Source organism: Oceanobacillus halophilus (genome assembly GCF_003628505.1).
GTDB lineage: Bacteria > Bacillota > Bacilli > Bacillales > Amphibacillaceae > Oceanobacillus > Oceanobacillus halophilus.
The window spans coordinates 102,990-125,964 of the sequence record NZ_RBZP01000007.1; the positions used below are offsets into that span (position 1 = coordinate 102,990).

At 37.4% G+C, this 22,975-nt stretch carries 25 protein-coding genes; 9 read left to right on the top strand and 16 right to left on the bottom strand.

Features of this window, described 5'->3' with window-relative positions:
• The first annotated feature begins 22 nt into the window (after positions 1-22).
• The 6 genes from tenA (at position 23) to D8M06_RS10775 (ending at position 3,953) form a co-directional block, all read left to right on the top strand.
• Complete coding sequence (tenA, locus tag D8M06_RS10750; RefSeq protein WP_121204406.1) at positions 23-709, top strand: thiaminase II; 687 nt, start codon at positions 23-25, stop codon at positions 707-709.
• Positions 709-1,515 (top strand): bifunctional hydroxymethylpyrimidine kinase/phosphomethylpyrimidine kinase, encoded by an 807-nt coding sequence (thiD, locus tag D8M06_RS10755; RefSeq protein ID WP_121204407.1) that lies wholly within the window; start codon positions 709-711, stop codon positions 1,513-1,515. The genes tenA and thiD overlap by 1 nt, the downstream gene beginning before the upstream one ends.
• On the top strand, positions 1,512-2,288 hold the full coding sequence (thiM, locus tag D8M06_RS10760; RefSeq protein WP_121204408.1) for a hydroxyethylthiazole kinase: 777 nt from the start codon (positions 1,512-1,514) through the stop codon (positions 2,286-2,288). The genes thiD and thiM overlap by 4 nt, the downstream gene beginning before the upstream one ends.
• Entirely contained in the window at positions 2,285-2,908 is a 624-nt protein-coding gene (gene thiE, locus D8M06_RS10765) for a thiamine phosphate synthase (protein ID WP_121204409.1), read from the top strand. The genes thiM and thiE overlap by 4 nt, the downstream gene beginning before the upstream one ends.
• A gap of 241 nt (positions 2,909-3,149) precedes the next feature.
• Positions 3,150-3,689: a hypothetical protein gene (locus D8M06_RS10770; RefSeq protein WP_121204410.1), complete on the top strand. Its 540-nt coding sequence runs from the start codon at positions 3,150-3,152 to the stop codon at positions 3,687-3,689.
• A gap of 69 nt (positions 3,690-3,758) precedes the next feature.
• A complete protein-coding gene (locus D8M06_RS10775) occupies positions 3,759-3,953 on the top strand; it encodes a hypothetical protein (protein WP_121204411.1) in 195 nt (64 codons plus the stop codon).
• Positions 3,954-4,265: 312 nt separating this feature from the next.
• On the opposite strand, the gene D8M06_RS10780 is transcribed toward D8M06_RS10775, so the two are convergent.
• Both D8M06_RS10780 and D8M06_RS10785 read right to left on the bottom strand, forming a co-directional pair.
• Positions 4,266-5,816, bottom strand: coding sequence for a BCCT family transporter (locus D8M06_RS10780; RefSeq protein ID WP_121204412.1), 1,551 nt, complete (start codon positions 5,814-5,816; stop codon positions 4,266-4,268).
• A gap of 404 nt (positions 5,817-6,220) precedes the next feature.
• Positions 6,221-7,039 (bottom strand): squalene/phytoene synthase family protein, encoded by an 819-nt coding sequence (locus D8M06_RS10785; protein WP_121204413.1) that lies wholly within the window; start codon positions 7,037-7,039, stop codon positions 6,221-6,223.
• Positions 7,040-7,231: 192 nt separating this feature from the next.
• Here D8M06_RS10785 and D8M06_RS10790 point away from each other — a divergent pair, with 192 nt between their 5' ends.
• Positions 7,232-8,392: an MFS transporter gene (locus D8M06_RS10790; protein ID WP_121204414.1), complete on the top strand. Its 1,161-nt coding sequence runs from the start codon at positions 7,232-7,234 to the stop codon at positions 8,390-8,392.
• Between the two features lie 121 nt (positions 8,393-8,513).
• Here D8M06_RS10790 and D8M06_RS10795 read toward each other — a convergent pair whose 3' ends face one another.
• The 12 genes from D8M06_RS10795 to D8M06_RS10850 form a co-directional block, all read right to left on the bottom strand.
• Positions 8,514-9,440, bottom strand: a complete 927-nt coding sequence (locus D8M06_RS10795; RefSeq protein WP_121204415.1) for a type II secretion system F family protein — start codon at positions 9,438-9,440, stop codon at positions 8,514-8,516.
• A 4-nt stretch (positions 9,441-9,444) separates the two neighbouring features.
• Positions 9,445-10,428 carry a type II secretion system F family protein gene (locus D8M06_RS10800; protein ID WP_121204416.1) on the bottom strand — a complete coding sequence of 328 codons (984 nt, stop codon included), beginning with the start codon at positions 10,426-10,428 and terminating at the stop codon, positions 9,445-9,447.
• Between the two features lies 1 nt (position 10,429).
• Complete coding sequence (locus D8M06_RS10805; RefSeq protein ID WP_121204417.1) at positions 10,430-11,860, bottom strand: TadA family conjugal transfer-associated ATPase; 1,431 nt, start codon at positions 11,858-11,860, stop codon at positions 10,430-10,432.
• Positions 11,861-11,875: 15 nt separating this feature from the next.
• Positions 11,876-12,673 carry a CpaE/TadZ family protein gene (locus tag D8M06_RS10810; RefSeq protein WP_121204418.1) on the bottom strand — a complete coding sequence of 266 codons (798 nt, stop codon included), beginning with the start codon at positions 12,671-12,673 and terminating at the stop codon, positions 11,876-11,878.
• Positions 12,674-12,691: 18 nt separating this feature from the next.
• The gene (cpaB, locus tag D8M06_RS10815; RefSeq protein WP_121204419.1) at positions 12,692-13,363 is read right to left on the bottom strand and encodes a Flp pilus assembly protein CpaB; all 672 of its coding nucleotides are present in this window, start codon (positions 13,361-13,363) and stop codon (positions 12,692-12,694) included.
• Positions 13,364-13,371: 8 nt separating this feature from the next.
• The gene (locus D8M06_RS10820) at positions 13,372-14,286 is read right to left on the bottom strand and encodes a pilus assembly protein TadG-related protein (protein ID WP_241558934.1); all 915 of its coding nucleotides are present in this window, start codon (positions 14,284-14,286) and stop codon (positions 13,372-13,374) included.
• A 9-nt stretch (positions 14,287-14,295) separates the two neighbouring features.
• The gene (locus D8M06_RS10825; RefSeq protein ID WP_121204421.1) at positions 14,296-14,673 is read right to left on the bottom strand and encodes a TadE/TadG family type IV pilus assembly protein; all 378 of its coding nucleotides are present in this window, start codon (positions 14,671-14,673) and stop codon (positions 14,296-14,298) included.
• Positions 14,670-15,185: an A24 family peptidase gene (locus D8M06_RS10830; protein WP_121204422.1), complete on the bottom strand. Its 516-nt coding sequence runs from the start codon at positions 15,183-15,185 to the stop codon at positions 14,670-14,672. The genes D8M06_RS10825 and D8M06_RS10830 overlap by 4 nt, the downstream gene beginning before the upstream one ends.
• 467 nt (positions 15,186-15,652) lie before the next feature.
• Positions 15,653-15,841, bottom strand: a complete 189-nt coding sequence (locus D8M06_RS20155) for a Flp family type IVb pilin (RefSeq protein ID WP_121204423.1) — start codon at positions 15,839-15,841, stop codon at positions 15,653-15,655.
• Positions 15,842-15,890: 49 nt separating this feature from the next.
• The gene (locus D8M06_RS10840; RefSeq protein ID WP_241558935.1) at positions 15,891-16,238 is read right to left on the bottom strand and encodes a DUF192 domain-containing protein; all 348 of its coding nucleotides are present in this window, start codon (positions 16,236-16,238) and stop codon (positions 15,891-15,893) included.
• Positions 16,239-16,683: 445 nt separating this feature from the next.
• Positions 16,684-18,807, bottom strand: coding sequence for a LuxR C-terminal-related transcriptional regulator (locus D8M06_RS10845; RefSeq protein ID WP_121204424.1), 2,124 nt, complete (start codon positions 18,805-18,807; stop codon positions 16,684-16,686).
• Complete coding sequence (locus D8M06_RS10850) at positions 18,804-19,055, bottom strand: hypothetical protein (RefSeq protein WP_121204425.1); 252 nt, start codon at positions 19,053-19,055, stop codon at positions 18,804-18,806. Before D8M06_RS10850 ends, D8M06_RS10845 begins: the two co-directional genes overlap by 4 nt.
• 462 nt (positions 19,056-19,517) lie before the next feature.
• On the opposite strand from D8M06_RS10850, the gene D8M06_RS10855 reads away from it, so the two are divergent.
• Together D8M06_RS10855 and D8M06_RS10860 are read left to right on the top strand one after the other, a co-directional pair.
• Positions 19,518-19,880 (top strand): riboflavin kinase, encoded by a 363-nt coding sequence (locus D8M06_RS10855; RefSeq protein ID WP_121204426.1) that lies wholly within the window; start codon positions 19,518-19,520, stop codon positions 19,878-19,880.
• A 168-nt stretch (positions 19,881-20,048) separates the two neighbouring features.
• On the top strand, positions 20,049-21,212 hold the full coding sequence (locus D8M06_RS10860; protein ID WP_121204427.1) for an AI-2E family transporter: 1,164 nt from the start codon (positions 20,049-20,051) through the stop codon (positions 21,210-21,212).
• A gap of 74 nt (positions 21,213-21,286) precedes the next feature.
• Here the strand turns inward: D8M06_RS10860 and D8M06_RS10865 are convergent, their stop codons facing one another.
• Complete coding sequence (locus D8M06_RS10865) at positions 21,287-21,952, bottom strand: hypothetical protein (RefSeq protein WP_121204428.1); 666 nt, start codon at positions 21,950-21,952, stop codon at positions 21,287-21,289.
• 408 nt (positions 21,953-22,360) lie between these two features.
• Positions 22,361-22,927 carry a DUF6155 family protein gene (locus tag D8M06_RS20160; protein WP_241558936.1) on the bottom strand — a complete coding sequence of 189 codons (567 nt, stop codon included), beginning with the start codon at positions 22,925-22,927 and terminating at the stop codon, positions 22,361-22,363.
• Positions 22,928-22,975: the final 48 nt, after the last annotated feature.

Sequence of the window (22,975 nt, forward strand, 5' to 3'; positions counted from 1 at the left end):
TAATATTTTAAGGAGGCTCATTATGTCATTTACAGAACAACTTCGCAAAGAAAACGATGATATTTTTCAGCTTATTTTTGAACACCCTTTTGTTGAGGGAATCGGGAAAGGATCCGTTCCTAATGAAGCGATGGAACATTATATTAAAGCAGATTTTGAATATTTAAATGCATTTATGAAGATTTATGGAATCGCCATCTCCAAATCTTCTAACAGAGACGATATTCATTACTTTTTTAATAAAATGAAGTTTATTTTAGATGATGAAATACATCCACATCACAATTTTTGTGCGTATATTGGCGTTCCTTATGAGGCGCTGCAAGGACATCCATTGCCACCAACAGCCGATCATTACGTCAAACATATGATGTATCACGCTCAAACAGGCACACTTGCTGAAACATTAGGCGCCTTATTACCTTGCCCTTGGACCTATCAGGAAATCGGGAAAGAGCTTATGAAAAAATATGAACCTACAGAAAGCCATCCTTTTTATCAATGGATAACATTCTATGGTGATACAGGAGCTAGGAATGTAACCGCTGAAATGCGTGAACGTTTAGATACCCTTGCAGAAAGTAGCTCACCTATAGAAAAGCAACATATAAGTGAGGCCTTTCGCAAAAGCTGTGAACTCGAATTAGCCTTTTGGGAGATGGCCTACACTTGTGAAGAATGGCCTTCAAAAAGGAAGGTGATGAAATAATGGAAAAGGTAGCGTGCGCTCTTACCATAGCTGGAACCGACCCTAGTGGTGGGGCTGGTATCCACGCAGACTTAAAAACATTTCAGGAATTAAAATCCTACGGCATGTCTGTTATTACATCTGTAGTTGCTCAAAACACAACAGGGGTTCAGGCCCTTCATCATGTCCCACTTGAAATGATTGAACAACAGCTATATTCAGTCATTTCAGATATGCCGGTTCATGCCTTTAAAACCGGTATGATAGCCAATATAGATATGATGAAAGTTATCGCAAAGAAAATTCCTAGCATCGCTGCTCCCTATGTTATGGATCCTGTCATGGTTGCCACTAGTGGAGATCCGCTTATTGAGGAACAAGCACGTGATTTCTTAAGAAAAGAGCTTTTGCCATTAACTGCACTAGTAACACCTAATATACCAGAGGCTGAATTTCTAATCGGTAGAAAAGTAGAAACTACCGATGATATGAAAAAAGCTGCAAGATCTATCGTCCATGATTTAGGTGCTGGGGCTGCCCTTGTGAAAGGCGGTCACCTAGATGGGGAGGCTGTTGACTTTCTATATGATGGGACAACGATTTACAGCTTTTCCGCTAAAAGAATAAACACAAAAAACACACACGGAACAGGATGCACTTATTCTGCTGCCATTACGGCATATTTAAGTCAACGTTTATCACTCTATGAGGCAGTAGACAAAGCAAAACATTTCGTGACTAAAGCTATTAAAGGGGCTTTCCCAATCGGTGCTGGTAATGGCCCGACCAATCATTGGGCAATAAGAGAGAAAGGAGTTTTCCAATGAACAAGCAAATAATAGAAAAAGTACGAGAAAACACACCATTAATACATCATCTAACCAATCAAGTCGTCATGAATTTCACAGCAAATGGTTTATTATCCTTTGGTGCAGCACCCGTTATGGCAAAGGCGGAAGAAGAAGCAGCGGATATGGCATCAACTGCAGATGGAGTGCTCCTTAATATTGGTACCTTAACACCGAATGAACTAAAAGCCATGATTTCAGCTGGAAAAGCTGCCAATCAAAAGGACATCCCTGTTGTGCTTGATCCTGTTGGAGTTGCTGCAACCTCTTTTCGGGCCGATGCAGTAAAACAACTTCTAAACAAAGTTCGGCCTACCGTAATTAAAGGAAATGCTGGGGAACTAGCTCATCTTATTGATATTCCTTGGAAAACCAAAGGGGTGGACTCAGTCGGGGACGGCAACATCGAGGAAATTACAAGGCAGGTTGCTAGAACCTATCAAACAACAGCAATTCTTACTGGAAAAACTGATGTTATTTGTACATCTGAAACTACCATCGTTAATAAAACTGGCCACCCAATATTAGCAAAAGTAACCGGTGCTGGCTGTTTACTAGGGTCTTTACTTGCTGCCTGCTTAACCACGGATGATTCAATTGAGGAACAAGCTCTTACTGCTGTCCAATTTTACGGATTAGCTGCAGAATATGCTGCAAGTTATGAGGATGTTCAAGCATCAGGAACTTTTATTCCACATTTTATCGACGCCCTTTCCTTGGATGCTGAGTTCTTAAAAGGAGCAATTGTATGAATACATCCGTAAATCAGTTGCTGCGCAAATATTTTATAATGGGGAGCCAAAATTGCAACTGTGACCCAGCTAAAATACTGGAGGAAGCAGCCTTAATTGGAATTACGGCATTTCAATTCCGTGAAAAAGGAGAACATTCATTAAGTGGGAATGAAAAGATAAAACTTGGTTTGAAATTACGAGATATATGTAGGAAACATCATATCCCATTTTTTATAAATGATGATGTCGAATTGGCAGAAACATTAGATGTTGATGGTATACACGTTGGGCAAGAGGATCAACCGGTAGAACAGCTAAGACGGGATTTTCCAGATAAAATAATTGGGCTGTCTGTTTCTAATACAAATGAAGTTGAAGAAAGCCCGATTCATTTAGTAGATTATGTTGGTGCAGGTCCAATCTTTCCAACCAGCACAAAAGAGGATGCCAAAGAAGCTGTTGGTTTGGAATGGATTCAAACCTTAAGATCTCGATACCCTAAACTCCCTATTGTTGGAATTGGCGGTATTAATACAGAGAATGCTGCATCAGTTCTTGAAGCAGGCGCCGATGGTGTTTCAGTAATATCCGCTATTACTAGAGCACAGAATATATCGGATTCTATAATAAAACTATAAAATTTCTTAAAGCAAAGTGGGGAATAAACATCCCACTTTGCTTTTTTGTAATTAAATTCGTCTGTTCACCATTTAGGAAACGGATCAACTTCTGAATTATTGTTTAAAACTCGTTTTCATTTTAGTTTGAAGCATGAACAATAATGGATGGTCAAAGGCCCAATCTTCTCCAAATCAATCTCAATCTAGACATTTTCCCCATATATTAAAGAGACATTTATTTTAAGGGGGAAATATTTTAATGAATGATTACTATCCACATCACTATCAACCATATCACCAAGAAGAAGAACGACAATTTAATCTTCCGTGGTATTTATTAAATCAATTCTTTGGTCCAGGAGGAGGTCCTGGAAGTGGCTTCCCAGGAGGCGGACCAGGTCAGGGGTTTCCAGGTGGAGGTCCTGGGGGCGGTTTTCCTGGCGGAGGACCAGGTCAAGGGTTCCCGGGAGGAGGTCCTGGGGGCGGTTTTCCTGGTGGAGGGCCAGGTCAAGGATTCCCAGGCGGCGGATCTAGTGGTGGACAGCAATCCGGACCACCAACTTCACCCCCACCGAACTTCACACCACAGCAATCCCAATTCCAGACATTTGCAGTAGATCCAGGTGGTATTCGTGGCTGTCTATTCCGTTTTACGTATGTCTGGCTAAGAAGAGATTCATTCTGGTATTACCCAACCTTTGTCGGCAGAAACTCCATAGCTGGGTACCGTTGGAATGGATGGAGATGGGTTTATTTTGGTATTGACCTAGACAGAATTGAATCTTTCCAATGCTATTGATCTAAAATAGTTACGTGTACAAACATATCCCCTCTTACCACATAGAATGTAAGGGAAGGAGGGGATACTATGTATCAATTAGCATTGCTGTATTTAGCAGCTGTATTAGCAGGCTTCTCATTAATCGTCGTAACTTTACTTGCAACATTCCTTGGAACAGTAGCACCTACTCTCGTTGCCATTGGTGCAGTTGCAGTAATTGTCTTCTCATTAGCAATATTGTATCTGGCACTCCGAGCGCTATTTAATAAACATTTGAAATAGCGCGTAGAGTGATAAAGGTTATGACCTTTATTGTTCAATCAAACGTTTGATCTAAATAATAAGGCCTTCATCTATTTCTATGAAAGAAAGGATGAAGGCCTTGTTCTTGTTAATATAGCTCTTTTCGGAAAAGCCTAGGTGAGACTACGGAGAGCGATAGCTCGGAGTAGGCTCAACAGCGCCCGCGGAAAGCGTAGTGTATTTCCATAGCGGATATATAGCAGTATTCTTAATTAAAGTAATCAACAGTCTATATAAAATGTCAAATAAAGTCATGGTAAAAAACAACAAACTTTTTTTTAAAAAAGCCTATTAATATTTATCTACTTTTTTCCGCATTTCTCTTTGCCAAATTAATCCTTGTTCTAGAGCCATTTTTCGTGCAATTCTTGGGGCATTCCATAATGGAGGTAGCAACAAGAAGGAAACTGGCACAGCCGTGATAACAATGGAGTTCTGAATAGCTGATATACTATTTTCTCCAATAGTAAGAATCATCACTGTAGTTAGACCAAATATGATTGCCCAGAAAACCCGCAGCCATCTAGTCGGATGATCATTACCAGTTAATGTGGCAGCCACAGTATAGGACATCGTGTCTGTCGTTGTTGCAACGAAGATAATGGATACTAAAAGAAAAGCTAATCCAAATACGGTCCCCATAGGAAGTTGATCCGTAATCGCCATTACTGCTGCAGGCATTCCGCCTTCATTAAGTGCGTTAGAAATAGATCCAGGATTCTCTGTTTCAAAGAACACTCCCGTTCCACCAACGATAGAAAACCAAAAATTATTTACTATTGGTGCAACAATAGAAACAGCGATAATCAATTCTCTAATGGTTCGACCACGTGAAATACGACTAATGAAGACAATCAGCATTGGCGCATAACCGATAAACCAGCCCCAGAAGAAGATGGTCCACCAAGCTAGCCAACTGTTATCCTCACGATATAAACTCATTTCAAAGAAGTTTTGAATGTGGACCCCTGTTCCACCAACAAATGCATCAATAATGAACATGGTTGGTCCAATAATCAAAATAACTAAAGCTAAAAGGATAGTAAACTTAACGTTATAATTACTTAAATGGTAAATACCTCGGTCCACACCAGTCGCTGCCGAAATAGCTGCTATAGCAACCAATGCAAGTACTACGATAATACTTAAAGATAACGTGTTTGGCACATCAAACAGATGATTCAATCCATAAGAGATTTGCAATCCAAGAAAGCCAAGTGGCCCAAGTGTTCCTGCAACCGTCGCAATGATAGAAAATATATCTGCTGTTGACCCAATTAAACTTTTATGATAAATCTTCTCTCCAAATATCGGGTATAATAATCCCCTTGGACGAAGTGGGAGCCCCTTCGTATAATGAACGTACATCATAACGATTGTAGCTAGTGTTCCCAGAATTGCCCATGCTGTAAAACCCCAATGTAAAAAAGATTGGGCAAAAGCAGCTGGAATATTGTTGAACTCTCCACCACCAAATAAAGGAGGCGTACTCATGTAATGGTTCATTGGTTCTGATGCTGCCCAAAACACTCCACCACTTGCTAATAATGTTACTAATATCATAGAAACCCAACCAAAGAAGCTATACTTTGGTTTGTCCATTTTTCCTAGTTTTACTTTTCCATATCTAGAAAACGCCAGACCTAAACCGATAAGAAAATTTAACAACAACAATATCTGCCAATAAGCACCAAATAAATTTGCTGATAAGTCAAATAGAGAAGAAATTGTACTCCCTACCATATCACTGTTAATAAACGATAAGATAATGAATAGGATTAAAAATCCTCCACTAATTATAAATACCGGCCAGTCTAATTTAACCTTTTTCTTTTGATTCACGTTTTTCCTCCTAATTTTTATAGGAGCAAGCGTCTAAAATATCTTGCATACCGTCTATTAAAGACCGCTGGATGGATATCGAAATTCCTTTCAATGACAAATCCACCAACTTGCTCTGTTTTAAGACACAGTCACATATTATAGATAAATAATGGTAAAGCGTCAACTATTCTTTATTTTTTATCTGTTTTAATAAATTATTCACTCCTATAAGAAATGGACTTGTATATTTTATATACCCTAGTATTATTCTTAAATGAAATAGACTGATGGGTTTAGTTTTCTAATAGCTAAACAATTACTTAGTCAAGTACTTCTACAACATTGGAACGAACGAGTGCTCAAAAAGAAAAGGTGTGATAGGGCCGAAAAAAACGACTAGGATCCTAGTCGTTTTTTCTAATCTATTCATTTATTATCTCATCAACAGTGGATTCAACTTCCATCCGGGACATTTTTTCTTCTCCATTTTTTAGTGCCCTTAATGTTCTTTTTGCTAATGCTAATGGGATTTTGCAAAAACGTAAAATGGACTTGGTGTGAATGGATTCAATATACTGATCTGCTTGTTTTAAGTTTCTTTCAGCATAGGCAAATAAATCCGCCCGGTTCCAATCATTTGGCAGAAAGCGCACACCACGTTCTGCGTCTTCATCCTGGTTTCTGAGCATATTTACTGCCTGTAAGCCTCTTCCATATCCAATGGCCAGATTACGATCTGTTTTTGTCCCGTCGTACCATTCCCAAATATCAGATAACATAACCCCAACTAGGCCTGCAACATAATAAGTATAATCATCTAAATCATCTTTTGAATTAATTACCCAATCCTTTTCTACCCATTTGGCCATACCGTCGGCCATTATACTTGTAGATTCTTTCACTTTTCCAAGAATTTCTTCTGGACAAACAGCCAGCCAATCACTCAATCTTAAAGTCACTTCTGGTAATTTTTCTTCATATGGCTTAATTAATTCAAGATATGTATTTTCATTAAAAGTTCCCTTTAGCATACTACTGATAGACCTTAATAATTCCTGCTTCACATTCGCTTCCAATTGTTCATGATCCTCAATTTCATCGATGGCTCGCATACATAAATATGCAGATCCCACTGTCATTTTAAGCGTCGGTTTAAGTAAGCTAATCGGAATGAAGAATGTTCTACTTGTTTCTTTTAATACTCTTACTGCATCTTTTTGAAATTGCTTTTCGTTACCCATTGGTCTTTCTCCTTCCATAAGGTAATTTTAGTATAACAAACATTACAATTAATTTCTTCTTTATACTTCCTTTGTATCTCATCAATTATTTAACTCCTGATGCCATATTTTTCTATAACATATTGTGCTTGAGTTTTCCTAAAAACAAGCATACTATAAGTAAGTATTCTCTTCTTAGAAAGGCGATAAAAGATGGATAAACGAGTATATTTATTAACTATTGTTTCATTTGTTGTAGGTATGGTGGAACTAATTATAGGTGGAATTTTAGATTTAGTTGCGTACGATTTGGGAGTTTCTCTTGGACAGGCCGGTTTATTAATTACTATTTTTTCATTAACATTCGCTCTTTCTGGACCGGTACTAGCGGTTATAACAGCGAAATTAGAAAGAAAACGGCTTACTATCATTACTCTTTTTGTTTTTTTAATAGGGAATGTTATTGCAGTCTTTAGTCCAACCTATTCGATATTATTTGCGGCTAGAATTCTGGCAGCTGCCAGCAGCTCTCTACTAATTGTACTATGTGTCGTCATGGCAGCAAATATTGTAGCGCCAAAGTATCGCGCAAGAGCAATCGGCATTGTAAATACGGGAGTTAGTGGCTCCCTCGTTCTGGGCGTACCAATTGGACTTATGTTTGGTAATGCTTTTGGATGGAGAGCACCTTTTGTTTTTATAACCATATTAACATTGCTATCAATAACTGGCATTATTTTCTTTATGGAGCGTGTTGCTCCTCCTGCTGAACAAATTTCTTTAAAAAGACAATTTGCCTCACTTAAAGATCAGAAAATCCTTTTTGCTCATCTTACAACATTCATTTTATTAACTGGGCATTCCACGCTTTATAGCTACCTAACTCCTTTTGTTAAATTTACGATGGACTTAGATGGAACCTGGGTTAGTATTATTTACTTAGTGTTTGGAATAGCTGCAGTAAGCGGAGGAGCAGTCGGGGGGACTTTAGGTGATATACTAGGATCGAAACGAACAATATTAGGGGTTATAGTGATATTCGCGTTTGCTATTTTTGCCATTCCGTTTTCAACCTTTTCTATCCCATTATTTCTAGTCGTTATGATTATATGGGGAGCAATGAGCTGGGCCATCACCCCACCTTTGCAAAATTATTTAATGGTATCTGCACCAGAAACATCAAACGTTCAAATCAGTTTAAACAACTCATCTTTACACTTAGGTATAGCAGTAGGATCTTCTATCGGGGCCATAGTCATCGACGTATCATCCGTTGAAAACAATGCCGCTGTAGGAGGAATACTAGCCGTCCTCTCCCTAGGAGCAGCCCTAATCTCCATGAGAAACCGAAAACACCAAAACGCCCACGCATAAAGGTGCCTGGCACTTCCCGAATTTTGTCGAACGTTAAATAGGCTATGGTTATTGGTACCATAGCCTATTTCATATTGAGGCGGTGCCTGGCACTTCCCGGTTTTTGTCGGTTTTTGTCGTGTTATTGAAATGTGTCAATAAGTCCAATTATGGCTGGGCCTAATAAGACGACAAATAGACTCGGGAATATAAACAAGACTAAAGGGAATAACATTTTAATCGGAGCCTTCATTGCTTGTTCCTCTGCACGTTGTTTTCTTTTTTCACGAATTTCACTAGATTGTACATTCAATACTTGTACCATTCCTATCCCCAATTGCTCTGCTTGAATAATACTCCCTATTAAGGATTTGACGTCATCAATAAAGATACGTTCTCTAACCCCAGACAGAGCTTCTTTTCTTGTTTTCCCAAGTCTCATTTCTTCCAAACTACGCTGAAATTCCCTGGATAATACGCCATCTTTTTTAGATACCACTTTACTTAATGCAGAGTCAAACCCTAGCCCCGCTTCTATGCTTACCGTCAGCAAATCAATAAAATCAGGAAGCTCTTGTAATGCCTTTTTGTTCCGAGCCTTTGCTTTTTGTTTTAAGTAATAAGAAGGGACATATGACGCTACCGCAAATCCTCCTAAAATAAATAGGAGGATAACCCCTGTGGAAGGCTGTAGCAAAAAACTATACAAACCAAAGATAATCGGTAATATAATGTACAAGGAAGCTTGAACAATTCGAAATTCCACTGCACTCATTCCGAAAGGATTCCCCGCTTGCAACAAATTCATCTCAATTTTTTCTTTCTTCTCATTGGATAAATTCGATTTATAAGATCTAACTATTTTCTTCCAAATAGGAGCAATAATCCGTTTGGAAAAGCTTAGTTTTTTCATTTCATCTGTTGGTTCAAGGAATCTTTCTGTTTCTACTTCATTCATTTGAAATACAGCAGTAATACGATTTTGAATTGCTCGCCTTTTCTCTTGACGCCATTTTAATAATCCATAAATTAATAATATAATTGTTATAAAATAAGATACATATAGCATGAGGCTACACCTCGATAGTCGTTATTTTTTGGATAAGGAAAAATCCGATAGAACAAGAAATTACTGCAACAACCACCAATATAATTCCAACAGGATGACTAAATAATGCACCAATATACTCTGGCTGAATGAGATATAAAACCATACCTAAGATAACAGGCAGTAAACCTATTACAATCCCAGACATCCTTCCTTGAGCAGTTAATGTTTTGATTTGTCCCTGTATTTTAATTCTTTCTCTAATAGTTTGTACAATTTTTTCCAAAACAGTTGCTAAATTACCACCTACTTGCCTTTGTATAATAATAGCTTGAATCATTATATCCAAGTCCTCGCTTGGCATTCTTTCATGAAGGTGATGTAAAGCTTCTTCCGTTGTACTACCATACTGCATTTCCCTTAGTGCGGTTGCTAATTCTTCTTTCATCGGCGATCTCGCTTCTTCCATAAAAGATTTCAAAGCCTGTGGAAAGCTAAATCCTGCTTTCAGTCCTCCGATTACTGCCGAAATCATTTCTGGCAAGTCATTATTAAAAGCCTTTAGCCGATCTTGCTGCTTCTTTTTAATAATAAATTTTGGAATATAAAATCCTATTAACGCACCAATCGGGAGCATAATAATACTATCTATGATTAAATATAGAATTCCCGCACCTAAAGCAATTGCTATCCATTGAAACATAATAAATTCTTCTGGTTTTAACGGGACACCTGCACGGTATAAGGCTATTTCTAATTTTCTGTTCTTATCTTTAGATAAGAACCTTTCTCGCACATTTTTCTTTGTTTTGTCTAGGTTTATTTGAAAACGTACTTTCTTAGCTTCCTGATTACTTTTCGATTCAACTTTTTCTTTCTTTTCATTATATAGATAACGATTAATCCGATCTTTTACCAATTCTTTTTTAGGCGGAAATAGTCGCTGCAAAATAATATAAAAGAGAAATAACGAAGTAAGAAAAAATGATAGTAGGAGAAACAACATCATCCTACCACTCCTCCTTTGCAACAAATACATCTGCCTCAATGGTTATACCGGAATTTTCTAGTCTTTCGTAGAATTTCGGACGTACTCCTGTTGGTACTAGTGATCCAATTACTTTGCCATTCTCATCTAGACCTTTTTGTTCAAAGGAGAAGATATCCTGCAAAACAATAATATCCCCTTCTAATCCTTGTACTTCAGTTATTTTCGTTATCTTCCTTGTTCCATCCTTTAGTCTGGACTGCTGAATAATGACATCAATCGCTCCCGCAATTTGTTCTCTGATAGCTTTAATCGGCAGGTCCACTCCAGCCATAAGCACCATTGTTTCCAAACGTGATATCATATCACGCGGGCTATTGGAGTGACCGGTTGCCAAAGATCCATCATGTCCAGTGTTCATGGCTTGCAGCATATCTAACGCCTCCGCACCACGAACCTCTCCAATAACTACTCGGTCCGGACGCATACGTAAGGAATTACGGACTAAATCACGAATCGTTATGGCACCTTTACCCTCAATATTTGGCGGCCTTGATTCCAAGGAGACCACGTGATCCTGACCTAACTGAAGCTCTGCCGCATCTTCTATTGTTACAATTCGCTCATCACTTGGAATGAAATTCGATAATACGTTTAATGTTGTTGTTTTACCAGAACCAGTCCCTCCACTAACAAACATATTTAATCTTGCTTTTACACATGCATCTAAAAAGATAGCCATTTCCTTTGTCAATGTGCCAAACTGAATTAAATCGTCTATAACAAATGGGTCTTCAGAAAATTTACGGATGGTAATGGTTGGCCCATTTAATGCCAAAGGAGGAATAATCGCATTTACACGAGATCCATCTGGCAAACGGGCATCTACCATTGGGCTGCTTTCATCAATTCGACGTCCAAGTGGTGCTACTATTTTTTCAATTACATGCATCACATGATCACTATCTCGAAATTTGACATCCGTCAAAACAAGCTTCCCATTTCTTTCGCAATAGACTTGAGTCGGGCCATTTACCATTACTTCAGATACTTCCTCATCTAAAAGTAATGGATTAATCGGGCCGAACCCGGTTAAGTCATTAATTAGTTCTTCCACTATTTTTTTGCGATCGGTTCCACGAAAGGATTCTTCTTCTTTTATAATTTCAATTGCCATCTCATCAATTTTGGGAATGATAGAATCGATATCATCTAATTCTTTCATTTCCTGTAAAATTTGTTTATGCAGCTGGGCTTTTAATTGTCTATGCTTATCAGTTTCAGACTTTCGTACTTGCTTTTTTGTCTCCGTTTTCTTTGAAGGAATAACTTTCTTTTCAGACTCTCTAGACATTGGGGACTGTTGATCTGAACTTCTGTTTATAATCACTTCTTTAGTTGTTTTCATTGTTTCTTCTTTATTTACTTCCTGTAGGCGACTTAGAAGACTCATCTCATCAGCCCCTCCTTATCTTTTTTTGAATCTTGTTCGTATGGTACGCTTTTTCTTAACATCGACTGAAACAGGTTTATTCGTTAAAACACTTTCAGCTATCATAAAGAATGCTTTCGATAAATTAGACCTTGAACGACTAATGACAAACGGAATTCCTATATTCATGGACTGGGACGCTACTTGGAAATTATTTGGGATGTAATAGATATTTTCATATCCAAGCATTTCCGGCACATCCTCTGCTGCAATTAAACTCTCCATATCATAACGGTTAACCACTAATCTAATTTTTTCACGAAGCCCTAATTTCTCTAGTGTTTCTAGCATTAGCTTGGTGCTTTTTAAAGATGTCATTTCTAGAGTTGTAACCACTAGAATCTGATCTGCTTGTTCAATTAAATCTACCGTTCGTTCTTGTATTCCCCCACCAGTATCTACCACTAAAAAATCTGATTCGTTTCTAAGCATCTCAACAACTTCTAATAATGCATCTCTAGTAATAAGTTCCGCATACTCCGGTCTCTCCGGGGATGGTAATACATGAACACCTGAGGAATGCTCTGTTAAATAAGTATCCATAGAGGCTTGATCAATGTTAGACAATTCTCCCATGATATCCCTCATAGTAAACGCTGGTTGTATGTCCAAGGCAAGTGATACATCTCCAAATTGAAAGTCTGCATCAAGTATGTTTACATTGATATTTTTCTTATTCAAAGCTAAAGCCAAGTTAACCGATGTTAATGTCTTGCCAATACCACCTTTTGCTCCGCATACAACAATTATTTTTCCCTTTTCTTTTTCTGCCATCGTGCTTCCTCCTTGTTCCTATTCTTCCTCACCAGGCTGAATGGTACTCGGATGTAGTGTGAAATGAATGTTTCCCCTCTCAGAAGCATTCACTAACTTAAGCGCATCATTTGGCTTCAGTTCTAATGTCACAGCACTATATTCTGTATAAGTGGACTCATCGTTCATCGGAGCACTCATTTTTCTTCCTACTGCAAGGACATGTACATCGGATAATATCTGACTAGATTTAATTCCACCTTCTTTTCCCTCAGAAAAAATAATATCGACATAATCACCAGGCTCTAGTAAATTGGTCACCGATTGTACTATAGTGGCACCAACCGAAACTGCTCGATACCCATCTTTTACTTTTCGAGAGACAAAAATAGTCTCTTCTTGCTGCTCTTTGATACGAGGAGCAATTACTATCTCCCCCTGTTGAATAACTGTTTCAGCAAACTTTCCCTCCACATCTGAAATATTTGTAAGTGCCTGTGGTGGAATATTTTCTTCTATGACTGTTTCTAATTCCACTAGATCCCTAGTGATGACTTGATTTTCTGCTATTTTGTCTTTTGCTTTTACAACCTGGACAGTCTGCTGCTCCACCACTTCTTCTTTATTAAGCGGATTTGCTATCCCAAAAAATAAAAAAGTTGTAATAATCCCCATAATGATTGCTAGTAGAAGTATCGTTTTTGTTTTCACTTTTTCACCTACTCTGTTAGTTGAATACTATATGCCCCTCTATCACTTGCCATATCACTGACATATCCGGTTCCTACTCTCTTAATAAACTTCCCAGTGATAGCAGTGTCTTTCTCACTCATTGGATCAGTTATATAAAAGTAAGCAAAACCAGTAATTTGTACTTCTTTATAGTTGGTACATGAGATTGGATCTGAACAAACAGGTTTATATACAAGCACTGTTATGATTCTCGGACAATTCCGATCACTAATATCACAGGAACTGCTTACCTTTTCTTTCACAACATCCCGTGTGGCACCCGCTATATTTCCTGTTTGTACTAGAACTTTATCGCCAATTTTCAATTCTTCACTATAGCCTTCTCTAAAGGTCTGCTCATAGTTTTTTGCACCTTTTCCTTCTAAAGCAAGAATCCCAAAGTTTCCATTTTCAGAATTACCAGAACTCACCTTTAAGGGATATGATTCACCATACTTCAAATCTAAAGTTTCATTAATACCTAATGGTGCTGCACCTATCGCCCTACCCATCACACCTATTTTGGCCGTAGCATCTGCTCGAACATCTACGGTGTTAAATCCTAATACCTTAGAAAACGCCAATGGAACAGTTTTTTTGAGTTCTACTTTCACACGATTATTCATCATCACACTTACCGATTCAAGTGAGTTTTGTTCCTGATGCCGGAGTAAGACCTCATCTATGATGGATGTTACTGCCGATTCGTGAGTACCTGTTAGCTCTTGTGCTCCAGAAAGAACCGCAGCATTTGCTGTTTTTTGTAGTTCTGCTTTAGTCATATAAAGAGCGCCGCCATCAATGACAACGCCCGTAATTGCTAATAATCCCATGAATGCAACAGAAACTAGAATTAAAACATTTCCTTCTTCTCTTTTGAACAGCCTCTTTAATTTTTTCATCATCAACCCTCACTCGATACGAATCGTTGAATCGGTACGTAAGAATTCTGGTAGAGCTAAATCCGCAAAGGGTAGAAATGGCTCAACCGGATATTTTAGTGTAACCGTTACATATTCACCTGATTTTCTAGCACCTTCCTGCGGGGTGACTAGTACTTGCAGCTTGGCAGAGTCTCCAATACTAAGATTGTTACGTGCAAAAGAATCAAGTTGCAAATCCTCTTTCCCGATCCCAGCCACTCGAACCGTTTCTTGTGCTGTAAAATGCAGAGAAGAGTAAGTAAATGCCAATCTGCCAATATCAATTATGCCAACAAGCAATAATAGAAGGATTGGTACAACCAATGCAAACTCTACGATTGCTTGTCCCTTTTCATTGCGAATCATAGCAAGGTTACCCCATTGAACATAAAGGTCAGTACTGCTCCACCAGCGATTGCTACTCCATATGGATAGGTGGTATGAAGTACTTCCTTATCCAACCCCATTGGTACTTTGATACCATATCTGATGCTACTTAAAGAAAAGATGATCGATTTTATTCGTTGGAAAAATCCTTTTCGGAATAATAAAATGATGAGACCAATCAATCCACCGATCAATGCCATATAAATAGAAGCCATAAAAACAAACGATGCACCTTTAATGGCTCCAACTAAAGCCAGTAATTTCACATCTCCTGCTCCCATGCCACCCATCAGATATGGAATCAAAAGAACGCCCAGTCCCGCTAAAAACCCTAAGAAACTGCTTAGGAGACCAGACCAGCCATCAAAGATTCCATTTAAAACAAAGGCAAGGAGCAATGATGGGAAAATGACGTTATTGTAGATTTTTCTGCTTTTGAGGTCGGTGATGACGCTAATTATTAGGACGGTTAGTAATAGGATGTTTAACATGTCATTGCTCCTTTATTGTGATTTATTTAGTTATTTTATTTAAATTGACAGCAAGCACGATATAAGGTGCTTCGTTGATTTTCGCTCCGGGCATTCGCTTTCCGCGGGCACGCTTCAGCCTCCTCGCGGAAAACCACCGCTGCGGGGTCTTCATACTCGTGCTTTTCCCGCGGGAGTCGACTGCCCTCCACTCCAATCAACCATCATGTTTCCAGCAATAATGATGTGATATGGAAAAGTACCAAACCAGCGGAGAAAATACACGAAGACTCCTGCGGGAGGAAAGGCATCGGTGAGACCCCGCAGAGCGTCAGCTCGAGGGAGCTCAACAGCAGCCCGCGGAAAGCGTAGTGTATTTCCGTAGCGGTAGATTTTATCGTATATGATGTCGTTTCTGACAAAACAAAATAGCAGAAAACAATCTCCAGAGAAAATAGCTTTACAAGTGTAAAGCTATAAGGTATTTATTATGAAGCAGTATTATTAAAGCCATCTGTAATATTATTTATTGTATTAGTAAGGAATGTAGTTATTTCTTTACCGAAAAGTGAAAGAACTCCAACAGCACCCACTGCAATAACTCCTAATACCAATCCGTACTCAGTCATTCCTTGTCCTTGTTCTTCTTTGATTAATCCTTTGATTTTGTTTAACATTTAACTCTCTCCTCTTAATATATGAATTTTAATTTTTTGTTTTGATTCATTAGTCTTGCAATGCTACTTTTTGTCCAATAACTGTTGAGGTACGTTTATGCGTGCCAGCTGGAAGTTCAATTACTGATTTGGCGTCTGCAAAGCGTTTGCCTATTTTTCCAGGTTCTAAGCTTTCTTCGATTCCAACAATCTCATTATTTTGATTAAGGTATATAATATCAATGCTGAATTTCATAAAGAACGTATGAATCGATGAACAAGGTGAAATATGAAGGCCGGCATTTTCAGCTATGCTTTTTTTCATCATTAAGCCTTTAAACCGACTCATGAATGTATAGGCACTTTTGACATCATCAGCAATCATCTGATCCGTGTTGACGTTGATTAATTGAATCACGTACACCTCCTTAACACTATTGGGTTGGCTTAGCGTTGCTTGACCAACTTACATTCCCTATTATGCATGGCAAAGAGCTAAAAAAATATCCCCCGCTATTCCTAATCTTCACTTCTGGTACTAGCAGGAATAGATTCCTATTGCCTCCCTAAATAGACATTGTCCTATAGGAACAGAGAGCAAAAACGCGAGCGCCCGTTTAGTGACATGTAGACTGCGCCTGGCCATGCCAGGGGATTTGATGTTGCCAAGCAAAATGGCGGTATTAATCGAACATTCCCTGTAGGAGATAAAGGAAACACGAGGTGCGTAAGCGAATCAATGTTGACTTATCGTAAGTAGGTGAGGGGGAGCTGGAGCTGAACGTGGCATTCATACATGTTATCCGCACCTTGCATTTTTTATAATTTTCTGTCCAAAAAAACCCTCCTAATACTAGGAAGGTTTATCCTGATTGATGTTTTAAGCGATAGACTTTTGATATTGCATGCGCTCGATCTGGCACTTCGAGTTTTTGGAAAATCTTCGTGACATGATTTTTCACCGTATGACCACTTATATATAATTGTTGAGCGATTTCTTTATTATTGTAGCCTTGGATAACTAGATCAAGTACTTCTTGTTCCCTTGGAGAAAGTTTTAATTCCTGTATAGTACTTGTAACCGTATCTAGTACTTGCTCTTGTATCGATACAGAGGTTTCCGCGATAGAAACTTTTTCCTCTAATACTTGTGTCTCATATAGAAAGCTCTTGAAATCTTTTATTAACCTGCCATCATATACTTTTTCCAGTTTATTAATCGATTGGTCTTTTACATAGGCCATAGCAAGTGCGAAGACTTGCGCACTAATACTTGCACTCTCCCAGGAATCTCCTTTGTTCACATTTAGCAGAGTATTTCCTTCGTCAATAACAGTTCTTAACCTAGTTTCAGGTAATGTTTCTTGAATAAAGGCAGATGAATAGTACGAAAGAAGACACGAATGAGTTATTTCATTTATAACAGGTACAGGCAATCCCTGCATTTCAGCAAATTCTTTCGCTATTTTCGCTGCTTCTTCTAAAATGGAATAAACATCCTGGTCAAACTGTTTTATTGCCCTGAAAAGCGAATACACAAGCTTATCATCCAGTTCCTCTTCTTCTTGTTCAACGATTTGCAATGATACACCGCCAATTACAGACAATGTTTGTAAAAAGTTCACATGTTCTTGCAATTTTGCTTGTTGCTCATTAATAGCAACACATAGAACTCCAACAATTCTCCCCCGATTCCATAATGGACACTCAAGGGTTCGTTCTCCCCATGGTGTTTCTTCGAATTTTGGAGTGATTATTTCAAACTGCTGCGTATTAACAGGATTAAGAAAATGACGCTCAGCCACGTTTTTAGCATATTCACGAAGATTTCCATTAGGATTTCCACGTGATACCAAATTCACACTATCGTTATGCTGTTCCTTAAGAACCACACAAGTAAATGGACCTTCCATAAGATTCAAACTAATATCCACTAAAATATAAACAATTCGTTTAAAATCATGCGTGGAGACCATTAGTTTACTTATCTCAACCATCGAAGTTAAACGGTTTATTTGCTGCTGATTTTCCTTTTGTAAGTCTTCTATAAGAAATCCAGTTTCTAAAATACTCCCAAGTATTTTTCCTAATTCTCGACATCTCGTTGACATCTTGCTATTGGAATGACTTCCTCCAAATAACAGAGTACTGGAATCTTGATAACGTTTAAGTGGATAACAAAAGAAGGATTTTGGTTTTAGTCCATAGCGAGATAAAGACACAGAACGAGGGTCCTTCTCAACATTTTCCCAATACTCATACTTGTCGGTTATAAGAGGGCGGCCAATTAGACCTTCACCATGCGAAAAAGTCATCCCTCTCATTGATTTCACACCATGACCAAATACTTCTGTAACTTTATAGTGATCATCACTGTGCTTTTTTGCTATACCAAAAAAGTCAAACTCCAAATTGTTTTGCAAGGATTCCTCAAGAATAGTATTCAATTGGCTTCTTTCCTCTAAAACTTTTCGAAAGAGCCCTTTTTGAATTTCGTAAATATCACTTTTATCATGATCTTTAAAGTATATTGTTGCTAAATGAGCAAGACGTTTTATTCGTTTCATTAAAGGTTGATTGGGCTCATGGGTAATTACAGGGGTGTTATTAATCATTTCAATAAAGTTTATATTCACACTTTCCTGTAACTGTTCATTAACAAGTTGTTCGGTTCCTTCTACTATTACGATACCAGCCCAAATCAAGTAAATATGCCCATTTTCTCCATGGAAGGGTGCAACAATCATATAAGCACCCGGCCAGATATCGTACAAATATGGTGCTGTATTCACCTTTTTCTCTTTTGCTCTATTAAATTCCTCTTGTAAGACCTCTCTCTTATTATCATAGAACCAATTAAATAGTGGATTATTTCCTACTCTATCAAGAATGATTTTCCCGTTATCATCCGTCATAATAATGGATAAATTATATTTCTCCGCATAAGACTTTTGTAGTTCTTGCAATAGCTCTATTCGTTGAATCATGCCTTCTTTAAATCACCATCGACCTGAGTAATTACACTTGGTTCTTTGTAACGATAACGCGGAGAATTTATATCACCAAGATTCTGAAGTATCCCTTGAATAACTAGCTGCGATAAAACAGGAAGGAGCTCTTCTTTTGTTCTGTCCAGCTTTTCAGCTATGCCTTCTATTGTTTCAATCATATATGGATTCGATTGAAATAACATTGTACATTCCATTTGTAATGGCAGCAATTCCTTTTGCACCATAACTTCCCTCCTCTAATTCAGAAGACTTCTACTAATAAAACCGTGATGCCTTTTCAAAGCATCAAAAAGCTAATTGTAGTATCCCCTAAAATCTACCATACATTCCTATACAAAAATTACACCCACATTAACAATTGAAAGCAGGTACCCTCATCATAAACCACAAACAATCAAATAAACATCCCCCACCATTCTTATTCGGTGCCTGGCACTCCCCGAATTTTGTCGAATGAATGTTATTTTCCCTTTTTGTATTTTTTTCAAACAATGGCTAGTGATTCTCAATCAGTTCTATTAACAAGTTGCTAATAATGTTAAATTACCCCTTGCCAAAGTAACCGCTTTCAAATATAATATATAGTGAACACATTCACAAATTATATTTGATTTATTTATAATAGATACAATAAAAAGAGTGGAAACCATACAACTATACGATATAAACAACAAGGAGAAATTACAATGAAACACCATAAGATTACACGTTCCTTCCAAACTTCAAAAACAGAAAGGGCTAATAGCCCATATACAATACCAGGAATAATCCGTCATAACAGTTCTCGTAATAATATTGCTGATTATCAAACTGCTAATCTTATTATCAATTCAGCAATTGAAATACCTGATCCAGGCATTCATAGCGTTAAAATAAAAATAGATACGTGTACCTACGATGCAGTAGCTATTATCTCAAAGACAATAATTAATCATGATAAACAACCTATGATAAAATTATTTATTAAAGATTTTAATGGTGAGTTTAACAATGAGAATGTACTGGTTTGGTCTAGTCATTTGCAACATTCGCACAAAGCAGTTTGTTAAATTCAAAAGACTTACGAATAAAGGAAAAGGGGAAAAAAACACCTCACCTTTTCCTCTTCGTTCCCCTCTAAAAATTCAAACAAACGTTTGATCTATCCTCACTTACATATCCTATTGGAATAATTATCCTATTTCACTTATAATTACTTTAGTGAAAGGAGCCTGCAAATGAAGCAATCGACCAGATTTATGAAATTTATTGGTGGGCTAAATTTATTTTACACTTTGGCCTTATTAATATTGATCGGTATTACTATTTTTATTTATAGCAAGATTTCATTTATTTTCCACCCAATTATCGTCATCTTTTCAACGATAACGGCTCCCATTATTCTTGCATTCATTGCCTATTATCTGTTAAATCCGATAGTAGATTTATTAGAGCGTATTCGAATCAAAAGAATATGGGGAATTGTTATTATCATTTTAGGAATTAGTGGGCTTTTAACAGGAGTTATCTTGCTAACTGCTCCCGCAATTGAATCGCAAATTAAAGAATTAGTTAAAAACTTTCCTTTATATTTAAGTCAGCTTGGTAATGAAATAACATCTTGGTTACAAAATTCCTTTTTAGGACCTTATTATGATGAAGGATACAATTGGGTTATAACAAATTTCAGCGATATTCCTGGCATGATTGGAACATATCTAGCAGATGCATTTCAGGGGGTTCGTAATGTAGCAAGCACGATAACGAATGTATTTGTTTCTATCATCACATTCCCATTTATTTTGTTCTTTCTTTTAAAAGATGGTGAAAGGTTTAAGGAGTTTAGTTTAAAGCTATTACCGCCTAAATTTCGAGAGGATACAAATCAAATCCTTAAAAACATGGACACACAAGTAGGTTCCTATATTCAAGGACAAATTATTGTTGCAACCTGCATAGGTATTCTACTATTCATTGGTTACCTTATTATTGGACTGGATTATGCGATAACCTTAGCGATAGTAGCTGCGGTTACTAGTGTGATTCCTTATCTTGGTCCTACAATAGCGATTATTCCAGCAGTTATTATTGCTATTGTTGATTCACCATTTATGATTCTGAAACTGGCCATTGTTTGGATTGCTGTACAGTTTTTAGAGGGGAATTTCATCTCTCCAAATGTCATGGGACGTACCATGCAAATCCACCCATTAACCATTATTATTGTCTTACTTATAGCCGGGAACTTATTTGGAATTGTAGGTGTGGTTCTCGGAATTCCTGGATATGCAATATTAAAAGTACTTGTCGCTTATTTTTATGACAAATTTAGAAGCCGTTATAATAAGTATTATGGGGAAGAATATGGAGCATATCAGGTATCTAAGGACGAGAGAAATTAATAAACTAACTGCCATTTAGCGTATACCAAACGTGATTGGTATACGCCTTTTACCTATTTAAAACAAACGTTTGATTAATTCTTTGGTATTTTTCTAAACTGATAAAAGGCTGTTAAAAAAAGGGTAGTAATCAAAAATAATTCAAAAAAATTACCAGTCGCATTACTCTGTATTGGCAATTGGATTCCATTGCCAATCCCCATCACGGCAACACCAATAAACATGGTTTTCCATTTTAATTTCCACCATAGAATAATAGAGGTAATAGTTAATACGAGAGTGACAACGAGTACCATGATAGGAACTCGAACTATTTGGCCATCATTTTCATAACTCAAGACACCATGCTGCCATATCGCTTCCAGTTTCAAGCCAAAGACTACGGTGACAATCTCCACAATGACGAGAACGGTAGTTAATAGTACAGCTGCATACATCGCTCCCTTCCTTTTAGGCCATTTCCAGTCCGTTAGATGCAAAGAACGGATAGAAAAAATAACTAAAAGAGGGGTTAAAAACGCATGAAGCCAATATCTACCCATATTTAGATTTTCAAGTAATTCCCCTTTTCCAATGTACTTACCCAAAGCCAAAACCAGATTATCATACATCAATCCCAAAATTACGAACAATAGTGTAAGCCAGGTAAAAAACCAATCGGACTGTTTTGCTAGAAACATGCCCAAAATTAATAGGCCAAGATACAATAATGTTAATATGGAAAATAATATACTATCCATTTAATTACCTCACTTAGAGTAGGATACACATATTCTTCCCATACCTTTTCTAAAAATCACACGTCTGTTTAATTATAGGAAACAATCCCATGCTAATTTCCATGTAATCAAACGTTTGTTTTATATTCTATGACGACAATGGCATAGCAAACTATATTAAAATTTGTCGACTATTTAAATCTTAATAGGCAGAATAACAGCACCTACCCATATCGGCCTTTTATGTAATTATTCATCTTGATCAAACGTTTGTTTTAATTGATATAGCCCTTCCCTATCATGACATCCAGCCTAATAACTCTCTTGAAGCACCGATAACAACTAACCCAACATACCCGGTGCCTCCCGGTGCCTGGCACTTCCCGGATTTTGTCGAAAAGGGGTTGTTGATCAAACGTTTGTTTTAATTTATATATATTCCTCATCATCGTCATCAAATAACCAACATATAGAATAGTAAATCTCCTCAAGCGCATCGTGATATCCCCAACCAATACCGTCTGAGTTAACTACAACAGCATATAATCTATCTTTAAAATGTTGAAATACTTCTTCATCCTTTTCGCATTCCTCTACAACTTTTTGAAACATAGATACCATACTGTAATAAAATCCCTCACCAATGTCACCAAATGAATTCGTATATTCCGTACCCATTTCAACATAAAACAACTCTAAATCTACCGTTTTTAAATAGTCATCTGTTACTTTTTTAAAATTAGCTATTTCTTTTTTCATTCGTCCTAATCGTAGTTTACTAGTTTCTTTTGATGGAAAATATTCATCCTTAATATCTTCTTTTGTCTTCTCAAACAAGTCATTCTTCGTATCTTCCGCATTAAACTTTATAGATAAGTAATGTTTTACTTCATCATTTAGCTTGTACACCTCTGTAATTAATTTTATAAGTTCCTTTTGGTTATAATGTTTTAAATGCTTTTTCAACTCTGGCATTTTCAGTTTAGCAACCTTCACCAATTTCTCATCTCCTCCTATAAGAGTGCCTGGCACTTCCCGAATTAT

What these genes read in the sequence shown, in the direction of transcription:
- tenA (WP_121204406.1), top strand. Translation starts at nt 23, where the DNA reads ATGTCATTTACAGAACAACTTCGCAAAGAAAACGATGATATTTTTCAG.
- thiD (WP_121204407.1), top strand. Translation starts at nt 709, where the DNA reads ATGGAAAAGGTAGCGTGCGCTCTTACCATAGCTGGAACCGACCCTAGT.
- thiM (WP_121204408.1), top strand. Translation starts at nt 1,512, where the DNA reads ATGAACAAGCAAATAATAGAAAAAGTACGAGAAAACACACCATTAATA.
- thiE (WP_121204409.1), top strand. Translation starts at nt 2,285, where the DNA reads ATGAATACATCCGTAAATCAGTTGCTGCGCAAATATTTTATAATGGGG.
- D8M06_RS10770 (WP_121204410.1), top strand. Translation starts at nt 3,150, where the DNA reads ATGAATGATTACTATCCACATCACTATCAACCATATCACCAAGAAGAA.
- D8M06_RS10775 (WP_121204411.1), top strand. Translation starts at nt 3,759, where the DNA reads ATGTATCAATTAGCATTGCTGTATTTAGCAGCTGTATTAGCAGGCTTC.
- D8M06_RS10785 (WP_121204413.1), bottom strand. Translation starts at nt 7,039, where the DNA reads ATGGGTAACGAAAAGCAATTTCAAAAAGATGCAGTAAGAGTATTAAAA.
- D8M06_RS10790 (WP_121204414.1), top strand. Translation starts at nt 7,232, where the DNA reads ATGGATAAACGAGTATATTTATTAACTATTGTTTCATTTGTTGTAGGT.
- D8M06_RS10795 (WP_121204415.1), bottom strand. Translation starts at nt 9,440, where the DNA reads ATGCTATATGTATCTTATTTTATAACAATTATATTATTAATTTATGGA.
- D8M06_RS10800 (WP_121204416.1), bottom strand. Translation starts at nt 10,428, where the DNA reads ATGATGTTGTTTCTCCTACTATCATTTTTTCTTACTTCGTTATTTCTC.
- D8M06_RS10805 (WP_121204417.1), bottom strand. Translation starts at nt 11,860, where the DNA reads ATGAGTCTTCTAAGTCGCCTACAGGAAGTAAATAAAGAAGAAACAATG.
- D8M06_RS10810 (WP_121204418.1), bottom strand. Translation starts at nt 12,673, where the DNA reads ATGGCAGAAAAAGAAAAGGGAAAAATAATTGTTGTATGCGGAGCAAAA.
- D8M06_RS10820 (WP_241558934.1), bottom strand. Translation starts at nt 14,286, where the DNA reads ATGAAAAAATTAAAGAGGCTGTTCAAAAGAGAAGAAGGAAATGTTTTA.
- D8M06_RS10825 (WP_121204421.1), bottom strand. Translation starts at nt 14,673, where the DNA reads ATGATTCGCAATGAAAAGGGACAAGCAATCGTAGAGTTTGCATTGGTT.
- D8M06_RS10830 (WP_121204422.1), bottom strand. Translation starts at nt 15,185, where the DNA reads ATGTTAAACATCCTATTACTAACCGTCCTAATAATTAGCGTCATCACC.
- D8M06_RS20155 (WP_121204423.1), bottom strand. Translation starts at nt 15,841, where the DNA reads ATGTTAAACAAAATCAAAGGATTAATCAAAGAAGAACAAGGACAAGGA.
- D8M06_RS10845 (WP_121204424.1), bottom strand. Translation starts at nt 18,807, where the DNA reads ATGATTCAACGAATAGAGCTATTGCAAGAACTACAAAAGTCTTATGCG.
- D8M06_RS10850 (WP_121204425.1), bottom strand. Translation starts at nt 19,055, where the DNA reads ATGGTGCAAAAGGAATTGCTGCCATTACAAATGGAATGTACAATGTTA.
- D8M06_RS10855 (WP_121204426.1), top strand. Translation starts at nt 19,518, where the DNA reads ATGAAACACCATAAGATTACACGTTCCTTCCAAACTTCAAAAACAGAA.
- D8M06_RS10860 (WP_121204427.1), top strand. Translation starts at nt 20,049, where the DNA reads ATGAAGCAATCGACCAGATTTATGAAATTTATTGGTGGGCTAAATTTA.
- D8M06_RS10865 (WP_121204428.1), bottom strand. Translation starts at nt 21,952, where the DNA reads ATGGATAGTATATTATTTTCCATATTAACATTATTGTATCTTGGCCTA.